Source organism: Janthinobacterium sp. GW458P, from assembly GCF_002127585.1.
Taxonomy (GTDB): Bacteria; Pseudomonadota; Gammaproteobacteria; order Burkholderiales; family Burkholderiaceae_D; genus Janthinobacterium.
The window spans coordinates 1-13,614 of sequence record NZ_NEGZ01000008.1; the positions used below are offsets into that span (position 1 = coordinate 1).

The 13,614-nt window shown below is 60.2% G+C and carries 10 protein-coding genes; all 10 read left to right on the forward strand.

Annotation, left to right across the window (positions count from 1 at the left end; translation table 11 throughout):
• Positions 1–502 precede the first annotated feature (502 nt).
• The 10 genes from rimP (at position 503) to CBW50_RS07700 (ending at position 13,458) form a co-directional block, all read left to right on the forward strand.
• On the forward strand, positions 503–991 hold the full coding sequence (rimP, locus tag CBW50_RS07655) for a ribosome maturation factor RimP (protein ID WP_086145074.1): 489 nt from the start codon (positions 503–505) through the stop codon (positions 989–991).
• On the forward strand, positions 988–2,553 hold the full coding sequence (nusA, locus tag CBW50_RS07660) for a transcription termination factor NusA (protein ID WP_086144982.1): 1,566 nt from the start codon (positions 988–990) through the stop codon (positions 2,551–2,553). Before rimP ends, nusA begins: the two co-directional genes overlap by 4 nt.
• A 46-nt stretch (positions 2,554–2,599) precedes the next feature.
• Positions 2,600–5,458 (forward strand): translation initiation factor IF-2, encoded by a 2,859-nt coding sequence (infB, locus tag CBW50_RS07665; protein WP_086144983.1) that lies wholly within the window; start codon positions 2,600–2,602, stop codon positions 5,456–5,458.
• A gap of 116 nt (positions 5,459–5,574) precedes the next feature.
• Positions 5,575–5,991, forward strand: a complete 417-nt coding sequence (gene rbfA, locus CBW50_RS07670) for a 30S ribosome-binding factor RbfA (protein ID WP_076569135.1) — start codon at positions 5,575–5,577, stop codon at positions 5,989–5,991.
• Between the two features lie 2 nt (positions 5,992–5,993).
• On the forward strand, positions 5,994–6,929 hold the full coding sequence (gene truB, locus CBW50_RS07675; protein WP_086144984.1) for a tRNA pseudouridine(55) synthase TruB: 936 nt from the start codon (positions 5,994–5,996) through the stop codon (positions 6,927–6,929).
• Between the two features lie 355 nt (positions 6,930–7,284).
• On the forward strand, positions 7,285–9,117 hold the full coding sequence (gene typA, locus CBW50_RS07680) for a translational GTPase TypA (protein ID WP_086144985.1): 1,833 nt from the start codon (positions 7,285–7,287) through the stop codon (positions 9,115–9,117).
• Between the two features lie 120 nt (positions 9,118–9,237).
• A complete protein-coding gene (gene dusA, locus CBW50_RS07685) occupies positions 9,238–10,233 on the forward strand; it encodes a tRNA dihydrouridine(20/20a) synthase DusA (protein ID WP_086144986.1) in 996 nt (331 codons plus the stop codon).
• Positions 10,233–10,697 carry a hypothetical protein gene (locus CBW50_RS07690; RefSeq protein ID WP_086144987.1) on the forward strand — a complete coding sequence of 155 codons (465 nt, stop codon included), beginning with the start codon at positions 10,233–10,235 and terminating at the stop codon, positions 10,695–10,697. The genes dusA and CBW50_RS07690 overlap by 1 nt, the downstream gene beginning before the upstream one ends.
• Positions 10,698–11,231: 534 nt before the next feature.
• Positions 11,232–12,983 (forward strand): methyl-accepting chemotaxis protein, encoded by a 1,752-nt coding sequence (locus CBW50_RS07695; RefSeq protein ID WP_086144988.1) that lies wholly within the window; start codon positions 11,232–11,234, stop codon positions 12,981–12,983.
• A 148-nt stretch (positions 12,984–13,131) separates the two neighbouring features.
• Positions 13,132–13,458, forward strand: coding sequence for an energy transducer TonB (locus CBW50_RS07700; protein WP_086145075.1), 327 nt, complete (start codon positions 13,132–13,134; stop codon positions 13,456–13,458).
• Positions 13,459–13,614 lie beyond the last annotated feature (156 nt).

Here is a 13,614-nt window from a genome sequence, read left to right on the forward strand (position 1 = left end):
GCGCGGTCCGCGCCAGCCCGATCCGCTGCAAACTGCCTTCGGCTTCGCCAACACGGGGCCGCGCCGCAATGCGGGCGGCGGCGCCGGCGGCCAGGCGCGTTCCGGCGGCCAGCCGCGTGGCGGCATGGACGGCATGCCGCGCCGCCGCAGCAAAGGTTAATTCAGGGGTTTTCTTCTTGCGCGCCCGCTAATCTGCTGCGGGCGCGCGCTCTTGTAACTGTTGTAAGCAGGGCCGCTCCTTGTGTGCGGCATTGCGGCGAAGTTAATAAGAGGTTATAATCTGCAGCCTAATAAAAGTTCTCCGCAGGGTTGTTTGGTGGGGAGTGCTTTCATCTGGTTGGGGAAATACAAGAAGATGGGCAGATGCCCATTTTTTTTTTGTTGAACCGTTTGTGATGGCGCCGGCAAGGCGCCATATATGACTTGTGCGTGTTTTTTTGCATGCCGCCGGCGCTGTTTCAGGGCCGCGATGCCGAAAACAGGCCTTTTTCTGGAGAATTTCTTGCAGCAGTTGGGATTAATTGAAAAGACAGTCACTGGTCTGGGCTATGAGCTCGTTGATGTCGAACGTGCCGAGCGCGGGCTGCTGCGCGTCTTTATTGATTTCAGCGCCGCCGATGCCGCTGAAAAAGGTCCGATCACGGTCGAAGACTGTGCCACGGTCAGTCACCAGTTATCGCATGTGTTGACGGTAGAAAACGTTCCTTACGAGCGTCTCGAGATTTCTTCCCCGGGTCTCGATCGTCCGGTGCGCAAGCTGGAAGACTTCGTCCGTTTCGCAGGCCATGAAATCATCGTCAAGCTGCGCGTGGCGATGCCGGGTACGAACAACCGGAAGTCGTTCCAGGGGATCTTGCAAGAACCCGTGGGCGACAATTTGTCGTTGGAATTTGAAGGTAAGGATGGTCCGGCGATGTTGGAGTTTACGCTCGCCGATGTGGATAAGGCACGCTTGGTGCCGCAGGTGGTTTTTAAGGGACGCAAAGCATGAGCCGCGAAGTTTTATTATTGGTTGACGCGCTGGCGCGCGAAAAAAACGTCGATAAAGATGTCGTCTTCGGCGCCCTCGAATTCGCGTTGGCGCAAGCCACGAAGAAACGGTATGAGGGTGAGGTAGACATCCGCGTTTCGATCGACCGCGAAACGGGCGAATTCGAATCGTTCCGCCGCTGGCACGTGGTGCCCGATGAAGCGGGCCTGCAATTGCCGGATCAGGAGATCCTGCATTTCGAGGCAAAAGAACAGATTCCCGATATCGAAGTCGATGACCACATCGAAGAACCGATCGAATCCGTCGAATTCGGCCGCCGTTTCGCCCAGGATACCAAACAGGTCGTCCTGCAGCGCGTGCGTGACGCCGAACGCGAACAGATCCTGGTCGACTTCCTGGAACGCGGCGATTCGCTCGTCACCGGCACCATCAAGCGCATGGAACGCGGCGACGCCATCGTCGAATCGGGCAAGATCGAAGCGCGTCTGCCACGCGACCAGATGATCCCGAAAGAGAATCTGCGTATCGGCGACCGTGTCCGTGCATACATCTTGCGCATCGACCGCAATATGCGCGGCCCGCAAGTGATCCTGTCGCGCACGGCTCCGGAATTCATTATGAAGCTGTTCGAGCTGGAAGTGCCGGAAATTGAACAAGGCATGCTGGAAATCAAATCCGCAGCCCGCGATGCCGGCGTGCGCGCCAAGATCGCCGTCTACACGGCCGACAAGCGCATCGACCCGATCGGTACCTGTGTCGGCATGCGCGGTTCGCGCGTGCAGGCCGTGACCGGTGAGCTGGGCGGCGAGCGCGTCGACATCGTGCTGTGGTCGGAAGATCCGGCGCAGTTCGTCATCGGCGCCCTGGCGCCGGCGAATGTGTCGTCGATCATGGTTGACGAAGAGAAACATGCGATGGATGTCGTCGTCGATGAAGAAAACCTGGCAATCGCGATCGGCCGCTCCGGCCAGAACGTGCGCCTGGCGTCGGACCTGACCGGCTGGAAGATCAACATCATGACGGCCGAAGAATCGGCCGACAAAGCTGCCCAGGAAACGGCTGCCGTGCGCATCCTGTTCATGGAAAAGCTCGATGTCGACCAGGAAGTGGCCGATATTCTGGTGGAAGAAGGTTTCGCCAGTCTGGAAGAAATCGCTTACGTGCCTATTTCCGAAATGCTGGAAATCGAATCGTTTGACGAAGATACCGTCAATGAACTCCGTACCCGTGCGCGTGATGCGCTTGTGACCGAGGCGATCGCTTCGGAAGAGGGTCTGGAAGGCATGGACGAGGCGTTGGTGGGTCTGGAAGGCATGGACCGCATTACCGCCGGCAAGCTGGGTCTGGCTGGTATCAAGACCGTTGAAGCATTTGCAGCACTGGCATACGACGAATTTGGCGCAATCCTGGCCTTGTCTGCGGACCGTGCGCGTGAACTGATTACAAGTGAATTTAAAGATGTGACCGACGATGAGATGAAGTTGGTTGACTCGAAATACGACGATCGTGCCAAGGCGCTGCAAGCCAAGGCATGGAGTCTGGCCGAATCCGCAAAGGCTTAATTTGAGTATCTTTATCATCTCCGCGACACATAGAAAAGAGGACTGAATGGCGAGTAACAACGTAGCCCAATTTGCCACCGAACTGAAGATGCCTGCAGATTTGCTGCTGACGCAGCTGCGTTCTGCCGGCGTCGAGAAAAGTTCGACGTCAGATCCATTGTCGAAAGATGATAAGGACAAGCTTTTGGATCATCTGCGCCGCACCCATGGCGCAGCGGCTGACACAGAAAAGAAAAAAATCACCGTGACCCGCAAGGAAACGACTGAAATCAAGCAAGCTGACGCCACCGGCAAGTCGCGCACCATCCAGGTGGAAGTGCGCAAGAAGCGCACTTTCGTCCAGCGTGACGAAGCGGCGCCGGTTGCTGCCGAGCCGGTCGCGCCTGCCGCGCCGGTGATCGATCCCGCCGACGTGGCGCGCCGTGAAGAAGAAGCCCGTAAACAGGCTGAACTGATCGCCCGCCAGGAAGCCGATCTGCGCGAAAAACAGGAACGTCTGGCCAAGCTGGACGCGGAAAAAGAAGCCCAGGCGAAAGCCACGCAACAGGCTGAACTTGCTGCGAAGAAAGAAGCTGAAGCGGAAGCGAAGAAAGCGGCCGCCAAGGCTGCCGCCGCGCCTGCCGCCAGCGCCGCCGCGCCTGTCGTTGACGACGCCGCCGCCGAAGCGAAAAAAGCTGCTGCCGCTGAAGAAGCGAAGAAAAAAGCCGCTGCCGCTGCTGTTGCTGCCAAGGAAGCCGCTGACAAGGCGGAAGCCACCGAGCGCGCACGCAAGGCCGTTGCCGACGAAGTCGCCCAGATCAAGGCCATGATGAACGCGCCACGCCGCGCCATCAAGGCACCGGAACCCGTACCGGTTCCCGTCAAGCCGAAGGCGCCGGAAGGCACCCTGCACAAGCCTGCTGACAAGAAACCTGGCGACAAGCCGGGCGACAAGAAGCCTGCTGTTGCAGACAAGAAATCCATCAAGTCGGCCAATGTGTCGTCCACCTGGTCCGATGACGCGAAAAAACGCGGCACCACCGGTGGTCCCAAGCCACGCGGCAACAGCGGCCCAGGCGGCCGTGACAGCTGGCGCGGTGGCGCGAAGGGCCGTCGCCCGACGCACCATGACGACCGTGAATCGAACTTCCAGGCGCCGACCGAAGCCGTCGTCAAGGACGTGCACGTTCCGGAAACGATCACCGTGGCCGAATTGGCGCACAAAATGTCCGTCAAGGCATCCGAAGTCATCAAGCATTTGATGAAATTGGGCCAGATGTGCACGATCAACCAGGTGCTGGACCAGGAAACCGCCATGATTCTGGTGGAAGAAATGGGCCACAAGGCGTTCGCCGCCGAACTGGACGATCCGGAAGCGCTGCTGGCCGACGTGGGCGAACACGCGCACTTCGAGACCAAGCCACGCGCACCGGTGGTCACCGTCATGGGTCACGTCGACCACGGCAAGACCTCGCTGCTCGATTACATCCGTCGCGCCAAGGTTGCCTCCGGCGAAGCGGGCGGCATTACGCAGCACATCGGCGCTTACCACGTCGATACGCCGCGCGGCATGATCACCTTCCTCGACACCCCGGGCCACGAAGCGTTTACCGCCATGCGTGCCCGTGGCGCCAAGGCAACCGACATCGTGATTCTGGTGGTTGCCGCCGACGATGGCGTGATGCCGCAAACGAAAGAAGCGATTGCCCATGCGAAAGCAGCCGGCGTACCGCTGGTGGTGGCGATCAACAAGGTCGACAAACCGGGCGGCAACGTGGACCGCGTGACGCAGGAACTGGTCGCCGAGCAAGTCGTGCCGGAAGAATACGGTGGCGAATCGCCATTCGTGCCGGTATCGGCCAAAACGGGCCAGGGTATCGACGACCTGCTGGAACAAGTGCTGTTGCAAGCCGAAGTGCTGGAACTGACGGCACCGGTCGATGCGCCAGCGCGCGGCCTGGTAGTCGAGGCGCGTCTGGACAAGGGCCGTGGTCCTGTCGCGACGATCCTGGTGCAGTCCGGTACCTTGCGCCGCGGCGACGTGATTCTGGCGGGCTCTTCGTATGGCCGTGTTCGCGCCATGCTGGACGAGAACGGCAAAGCCATCGCTGAAGCGGGTCCTTCGATTCCGGTCGAAATCCAGGGTCTGACGGAAGTGCCGGTCGCCGGTGAAGAAGTCGTCGTCATGGCTGACGAGCGCAAGGCGCGTGAAATCGGTCTGTTCCGTCAAGGTAAGTTCCGCGACGTGAAACTGGCCAAGCAGCAAGCCGCGAAGCTGGAAAACATGTTCGACCAGATGGCCGAAGGCGAAGTGAAAAACTTGCCATTGATCATCAAAACCGACGTGCAAGGTTCGCAGGAAGCGCTGGTCGGTTCGCTGCAGAAACTGTCGACCTCCGAAGTGCGCGTACAAGTGGTTCACGCAGCCGTCGGCGGCATCACGGAATCGGACGTCAACCTGGCAGTCGCCTCGAAAGCGGTCATCATCGGCTTCAACGCCCGTGCCGACGCCCAGGCGCGCAAGCTGGCCGAGTCGAACGGCGTGGACATTCGCTACTACAACATCATTTACGATGCGATCGACGAGATCAAATCGGCGTTGTCGGGCATGTTGGCACCAGAGAAACGCGAAACCGTCATCGGCCAGGTCGAGATCCGCCAGGTTATCCTGGTCTCGAAGGTCGGCGCGATTGCCGGCTGTCTGGTCACCGATGGCGTGGTCAAGCGTGCTTCTTCCGTCCGCCTGTTGCGCAACAACATCGTGGTGTGGAGCGGCGAGATCGACTCCCTGAAACGCTTCAAGGACGATGCGAAAGAAGTTCGCGCCGGTCTGGAGTGCGGCCTGTCGCTGAAGAACTACAACGACATTCAGGTTGGCGACACGCTGGAAGTGTTCGAAGTCCAGGAAATCGCTCGTACCCTGTAATCACAGAAGTAATGGCGCGGACATATCGTTGTCCGCGCAAACACGTGGGGCGCATTGGTCAACGGGCAACCGTTTGATCCATGCGCCCTGCGGCACTTAGGACAGCACTTACTATCATGGCTAAACATAGCAAAACCATGCCGGCGCGCGGCTTGCGCGTGGCTGACCAGATCCAGCGCGATCTGGCCGAAATCATCGCCTACGAACTGAAAGACCCGCGCGTGGGCACGATGATCACCATCACCGAAGTACAGATCACCCCCGATTATGCGCACGCCAAGGTGTTTTTCACGATGTTGAAAGACAGCAAGGAAGCCATCAAGAACACCACGGAAGGTTTGATGGCCGCAGCCGGCTTCATCCGTGGCCTGCTGGGCAAGCGCCTGCACATCCACACCTTGCCGATGCTGCATTTCGTGCACGACAGCTCGACCTCGCGCGGCATGGAAATGTCCTTGCTGATCGACAAGGCCAACGCCACGCGCGCGGCTGACGCCGAGCCGGATGTCAAACCAGAAGCGGACGAGCAATAATAGTGGCCGGTCCGAAGAAACCGCCCGGCATCAAGCGGGTGCGCGACCTGGTCGATGGCGTCTTGCTGCTCGATAAGCCCGTGGGCTGGTCCAGCAATGACGCCCTGATCAAGGCCAAGCGCGTGCTGAATGCGAAAAAAGCCGGCCATACGGGCACGCTGGACCCGTTCGCCACGGGCTTGCTGCCGCTGTGCTTTGGCGAGGCGACGAAGTTCTCGCAGGACTTGCTGGAAGCCGACAAAACCTACGAAACCCTGGTGCACCTGGGGCAGACGACGGATACGGGCGACACGGAAGGCGACGTGCTGGAAACGCGCGACGTCAACGTCACGCAAGAGCAGATCGAAGCCGTGCTGGCGCGATTCCGCGGGCCGATTTTGCAGACGCCGCCCATGTACTCGGCCTTGAAAAGGGATGGCAAGCCCTTATATGAGTATGCCAGGGCAGGTATCACGCTGGAGCGCGAAGCGCGTCCGGTGACCATCCACAAGCTCGAGTTTCTCGGCTATGAAGCCCCGTTCCTGAAATTGTCCGTGATGTGCAGCAAGGGCACGTATATCCGCGTGCTGGGCGAGGACATCGGCCAGGCGCTCGGCTGCGGCGCCCATCTGAACGCCTTGCGCCGCACGCAGGTGGGCAACCTGACTTTGGACGGCGTCGTCACGCTCGACGAGCTGACGGCGCATGCCGCGCCGCTGAGCTTGCTGGCGCCCGTCGATGCCTTGCTGTCGAGTTTCCCCGCCGTCCAGCTGACGGAAGAACTGGCCAAGCGCTTCCTGCACGGCCAGCGCATCGCGCTGGGCAAGGAAGACGTCGCCGTGCCGGCCGAGCCGGGCCGGGTGCGCGTGTATCACGACGCCAAATTGCTGGGCACGGGCCAGTTGCAGGAATACAGCATCCTGGCCCCGGAACGCCTGATCGCCACGGCACATCAGTGACCACCTGACCAAACCTACTGCGCGTCGTGATTTGCGGCCTGCGATGCTCACTGCCTCGGCGGCCCCGTGCCGCACACAGCTGCGCTTCTTAGCCACAACTCCCTTCCGCTCGCTACGGTTTTGTCAGGTGTCGTTAAGTCATAGGTAAGTCATGGTCAAGTCATATTGATCAGCGACACTGCTAACCCGGTGTCGTATTTTTAAACAATCCGTCCCCGACTGCGGGAGCCGCCAGCATTTTTAGATAGCGTTGCAACGCAACATGCTATACTACGCGGTTCCGGAAATAGATTAGCATTCGGGTATCTCGTACATCTTGTACGCACTCCGCAGTTTTTCAGTAACTACTACGACCATGTCAAATACAAAACGCGCAATTCGTAATATCGCCATTATCGCCCACGTTGACCACGGCAAAACCACGCTGGTGGATCAGCTGCTGCGCCAGTCCGGCACCTTCCGTGAAAACCAAGCGGTCGACACCCGAGTCATGGACTCGAACGACCTGGAAAAGGAGCGCGGCATTACGATTCTGTCGAAGAACTGCGCCGTTGAGTACGAAGGCACCCACATCAACATCGTCGACACCCCAGGCCACGCCGACTTCGGCGGCGAAGTGGAACGCGTTCTGTCGATGGTGGACTCGGTTCTGCTGCTGATCGATGCACAGGAAGGCCCGATGCCGCAAACCCGTTTCGTCACGCGCAAGGCGCTGGCACTGGGTCTGAAGCCTATCGTGATCGTCAACAAGATCGACCGTCCAGGCGCACGTCCGGACTGGGCCATCAACCAGACCTTCGAACTGTTCGACAAGCTGGGCGCCACCGACGAACAACTGGATTTCCCTATCGTTTACGCTTCGGGCCTGAACGGCTATGCCGGCCTGACCGAAGACGTGCGCGGCGGCGACATGAAGCCGATGTTCGACGCCATCCTGGAACACGTTCCAGTACGTGACGACAATCCGGAAGGCCCGCTGCAAATGCAGATCACCTCGCTGGACTACTCGTCGTACGTGGGCAAGATCGGCATTGGCCGCGTCAACCGCGGTACCGTCAAGGTTGGCCAGGACGTGCTGGTCATCAATGGCCCAGGCGCGACCCCAATCAAAGGCCGCATCAACCAGGTGCTGAACTTCAAGGGCCTGGAGCGCGTGCTGGTGGACGAAGCCGTCGCCGGCGACATCTGCCTGATCAACGGTATCGATGAAATCGGCATCGGTTCGACCCTGTGCGCAGTGGACACGCCTGAAGCGCTGCCTATGCTGACCGTCGACGAGCCGACCCTGACCATGAACTTCATGGTCAACAACTCGCCGCTGGCTGGCCGCGAAGGCAAGTTCGTTACTTCGCGTCAATTGCGTGACCGTCTGGAAAAAGAATTGAAAGCCAACGTTGCTCTGCGCGTCGCGCCGACCGACGACGACACGATCTTTGAAGTATCGGGCCGCGGTGAGCTGCACCTGACGATTCTGATCGAAAACATGCGTCGCGAAGGCTTCGAGCTGGCCGTGTCGCGTCCACGCGTGGTGTTCAAGATGGTTGACGGCGTGCGCCACGAGCCGTTTGAAAACCTGTCGGTTGACGTGGAAGAAGTCAACCAGGGCGGCGTCATGGAAGAACTGGGCCGTCGTCGCGGCGACCTGCAAAACATGGAATCGGATGGCAAGGGCCGCGTGCGTCTCGAGTACCTGATCCCGGCGCGTGGCCTGATCGGCTTCCAGGGCGAATTCATGACCCTGACCCGCGGCACCGGCCTGATGAGCCACGTGTTCCACGAATACGCGCCAGTCGACAACACCCGTGGCGAAATGGCTGGCCGTCGCAACGGCGTGCTGATCTCGCAGGATGACGGCGCCGCTGTTGCCTACGCTATCTGGAAACTGCAAGACCGCGGCCGCATGTTCGTGTCGCACAATGACCCTGTCTACGAAGGCATGATCATCGGCATTCACTCGCGCGACAACGACCTGGTCGTCAACCCGATCAAGGGCAAGCAGCTGACCAACGTGCGTTCGTCGGGTACCGACGAAGCGGTGCGCCTGGTGCCGCCTATCCAGATGTCGCTGGAATACGCCGTTGAATTCATCGAGGACGACGAGCTGGTGGAAATCACGCCGAAATCGATCCGTCTGCGCAAGCGCTTCCTGAAAGAGCACGAGCGTAAAAAAGCGTCGCGTGATTCGTAATCTGTTGTAGCGCATGGCCTGCGGGCCATGCCACGCTCAAGCCCGTTGCTCCGCCTTTCCTTCACCGGTGAGGCGCGCAGCGGGTTTGTCATTTGCAGCTCCTGTTTTTTTGTAGACACCATGACTTCCTCTTCTTTGCCTTCCCGCCGCCTGTCCGTCGCCCCGATGATGGACTGGACCGACCGCCATTGCCGCAAGTTCCACCGCGAAATCACGCGCCATACCTGGCTCTACACGGAAATGGTCACCACGGGCGCGCTCGTCTACGGCGACGTGGAGCGCCACTTGCGCTTCAACGAGGAAGAGCATCCGGTGGCGCTGCAGCTGGGCGGCAGCGATCCGCAGGACCTGGCCACCAGCGCCAGGCTGGGCCAGCAGTGGGGCTATGACGAAGTCAATCTCAATTGCGGCTGCCCGTCCGAGCGCGTGCAGAAGGGCGCGTTTGGCGCCTGCCTGATGGCCGAACCGCAACTGGTGGCCGACTGCGTGAAAGCCATGCGCGACGTGGTCGACATCGACGTCACCGTGAAACACCGCATCGGCATCGATGACAGCGAGTCCTACGACTTCGTGCGCGATTTCGTCGGCACGGTGGCCGATGCCGGCTGCAAGACATTTATTGTGCATGCGCGTAACGCCATCCTGAAGGGCTTGAGTCCGAAGGAAAACCGCGAAGTGCCGCCCCTCAAGTATGACTATGCCTACCGTTTGAAGCGTGATTTTCCGCAATTCGAGTTCATTATTAATGGCGGCATCAAGACGCTCGATGAAATCGACCTGCATTTGCAGCACCTGGACGGCGTGATGCTGGGCCGCGAGGCCTACCACAATCCGTACCTGATGGCGCAGTTCGACCAGCGCTACTATGGCGACGACGCGCCCGTGAAAACGCGCGAGCAGGTGCTCGAGGCGATGATTCCGTATATTCGTGCGCAGCTGGAGAAAGAGGCGGGGCGGCTGAAGCTGAACAGCGTCACGCGCCACATGCTGGGCCTGATGCAAAACCTGCCCGGCGCGCGCGGCTTCCGCCAGACCCTGTCGGACTCGAAGAAGCTGGCCTCGGGCGACCCCCGTTTGCTGCTGGAAGCGGCGGCGCGCCTGTCGCTGCCTGCCTGATGAGCGGCGACTGCCGCGCCCATGCACAGCAGTTGCATGGCTACCTGCTGGCCGTCAGTGCCCTGAAGGATGACGGCAGCTTGTTTCTTTGCGAGTACCTGGGGACCGCGGCGCCGCAGGCGTCGCTTGATGTCCTGTGCCGCGCGCTGCGGATTGCGCCGGAAGGCTTGTCCTTGCAGCCGCTCGAGAGCGTGGCGTGCAGCGGCGTCGCCTGCACGCCGCGCCAGTGGCTGCTGGAACGGTTTCGTCCCATGAGCGAGGCGGACCGCCAGCCGCTCGACGCGCGTTTATATGACGGTTTCGAGCGCGAACTGGCCGAACTGCTGGGCGGCGAGCCCCGCTGGTATCAACTGGTATCGTCTGGCCAGCGCAGCCTGGCCGGGCAATTGGGCGCCATCTGGAGCGTCTTTGTCTTTGGCACAGAGTGCCACGCCTATGTGATGCATTGCAGCTGGGACAGCTGATCGAACTTGTCTATACCGCTGCCCCTGCGCAGTGGTATTGTCCGCACGCCCCCTTCCTCTGAGCACCTCTTCCAAAACGCTGCAATATGGCAACGCCATGTGTTGTAAATGCGCTGTTTCGGCGCACGCCCGCACTGCGATGGGGCATTTCTAAGGCGCAAGAATCGGCGTTGTTGCCATTTCCCCGAAGAAAGTTAATCTGCTATTTATTCAGGTACTTATTGCTTGCTTTGAGGCAAAATTTACACCTATAATTGATTATAGACAAATATTTCTCATATGAATGTTTGATGTTGATCTCACATCATCAGTGTCAAAACTTCAGCGTGTGGAGCAAGTTTGCATTCGCAGTCACTGGGTGTTTCAGGGCTGGCGAAAGACCAGGAAGTACCTCGGGCTGCGTGCGGCCGGATACCGCCAGCATACCAATGGCTTAGGGCGGATACCGGTGTTCCGCGGCCTTCGTCTTGTCGTGCCGGGCAAAATTCTCATCAATAGTTTCATTTACGAAGAGCCGAAATGAATTTAGCAAAAATGAAGGTTGGTACTCGCCTGGGCCTGGGATTCGCCCTGGTACTGGTTCTGCTGGTGGCCGTGACCGTCCTCGGCATCGCGCGCATGGCGCAAATCCAGGAACGTCTCGATCACGTGATCAATGTCAACAACGTCGTCACCCGCCTGGTGATCGATATGCGTGGCAACGTCAGCGACCGCATCACCTCGCTGCGCATCCTCACCCTGATGACGGACGCAAGCGATATGGAGCCGGAAATGGCGCGCATCAAGACGCAGACCAGCACCTATCAGGAAACGCAGAAAAAGCTCGAAGAGAAATTCGCCATCGAGTCGACTGCCGAAGAAAAGACTTTGCTCGCTTCGATCAAGGAATACGAAGCGGCCGCCATGCCGGCCATTGCCAAGGCGTCGGCGCTGTGGATGGCCAATGATGCGGAAGGCGCCACGCGCGTGATGATCAAGGAAATCCGCCCGGTACAGAAAAAATGGATGGAAGCGCTGGAGCAGCTGGCCACCCTGGAAGACAAGCTGAACGAGCAGATGCAATCGGATGCCCGCAAGGCCTTCGACAGCGCGCGCCTGTTCATGATCATCCTCGGCGTGCTGGCCGTGGCGATGGGCGTGGCGGCGGCGCTGGTGATTACCCGCGGCCTGCTGAAGCAGCTGGGCGGCGAGCCGGACTACACGGCGTCGATCGCCGGCAGCATCGCCAACGGCGACCTGTCGATCGGCATCCACACCCAGCCATCGGACAATTCCAGCCTGCTGGCGGAAATGAAGGAAATGCGCAACAGCCTGGTGGGCATCGTCGGCCAGGTGCGCGTGGGCACGGAAACCATCGGCACTGCCTCGCGCGAGATCGCCGACGGCAATATCGACCTGTCGTCGCGCACGGAAATGCAGGCCAGCGCGCTGGAAAAAACCGCGTCGGCCATGGAAGAGCTGACCTCGACCGTGAAACAGAATGCCGACAATGCGCGCGAAGCCAATAAACTGGCCGCCACCGCCTCGGACGTGGCGCTGAAGGGCGGCTCCGTCGTGTCGCAAGTGGTCGATACCATGAGCTCGATCAATGAATCGGCGAAGAAAATCGTCGACATCATCGGCGTGATCGACGGCATCGCCTTCCAGACGAATATTCTGGCGCTGAATGCGGCCGTGGAAGCGGCGCGTGCCGGCGAACAAGGCCGCGGCTTTGCCGTGGTGGCGTCCGAAGTGCGCAACCTGGCGCAGCGCTCCGCTGGCGCCGCCAAGGAAATCAAAATCCTCATCGACGATTCTGCCGAGAAGACGGAACGCGGCACGCGCCTGGTGGGCCAGGCCGGCGTGACGATGGGCGAGGTGGTCGACAGCGTGCGCCGCGTGACGGACATCATGAGCGAGATCGCCAGCGCCAGCCAGGAGCAGAGCGCCGGCATCGAACAGGTCAACCTGTCGATCATCGAAATGGACGGCATGACGCAGCAGAATGCGGCCCTGGTGGAGCAGGCCGCCGCCGCGGCGCAAAGCCTGCAGGACCAGGCGGCCGAACTGGCCCACGTGGTCAGCATTTTCAAGCTGGTCGAAGGCGAGGAAAAGCCGGCGGCGTACGCGCCGGCCCCCGTGGCTGCCGCAGCCGTCGCGGCGCCGGCCGCCGCGCGCAAGCCGGCGCCAGCATTGCGCCCGGTCAAGTCGCTGACGCGCAATACTGAAGCGGCCGCCCCCGCGGCCGCCMCGGCGCCACGCAAGGCGGCGGCAGCCAGCAGCAATGATGAGTGGGAAGAGTTTTAAGCGCCAGCCGGCGTGAGGAGGGCGGCTGTGTCCAGGCAGGGAATCGGCGAATTGCCGCCTCGACGGCAGCGCCCAGCGTAGTAGGCAGAAATTGTAATGACCGTATCTGATAATCATGGGGAAGCACATGTTTGAGAATAAGCGTTTTATGAGTGTTGCAGCAGCCTTGCTGGTTTCCGTCTCCTCCTCGGCGTTTGCTGCCGAAGTGCCGGCGTCGTTCGATGCCAAGAATTGCAAGGCCGACTATCCGAAAGCCTCGCTGATGAACGAGGAGCAGGGCACCGTGTCGATGTCCTTCCTGGTGAATGCCGATGGTAGTGTTGCCGATTCGAAAGTCGAAAAGAGCAGCGGCTTCAAGAACCTGGACAAGGCCGCCATCAAGGCCCTGTCCGCGTGCAAGTTCAAGCCGGGCACCAAGGATGGTTCGCCTGCGCAAACCTGGACCAAGGTGGACTACGCCTGGAAGCTGGACTGATCCACATGCTGCCGGGAGCCTGTCTCCCGCGCCTGGCTTATCCCGTACGGGCAGCGCTTGCGAAGGCGCTGCCCGTATTGTTATGTGCGCCAGGCAACGGCGCCATCGCGCCCGATTCTGTTACCCTCGGGGCATATCATCGCGGTTCCCGCCAGA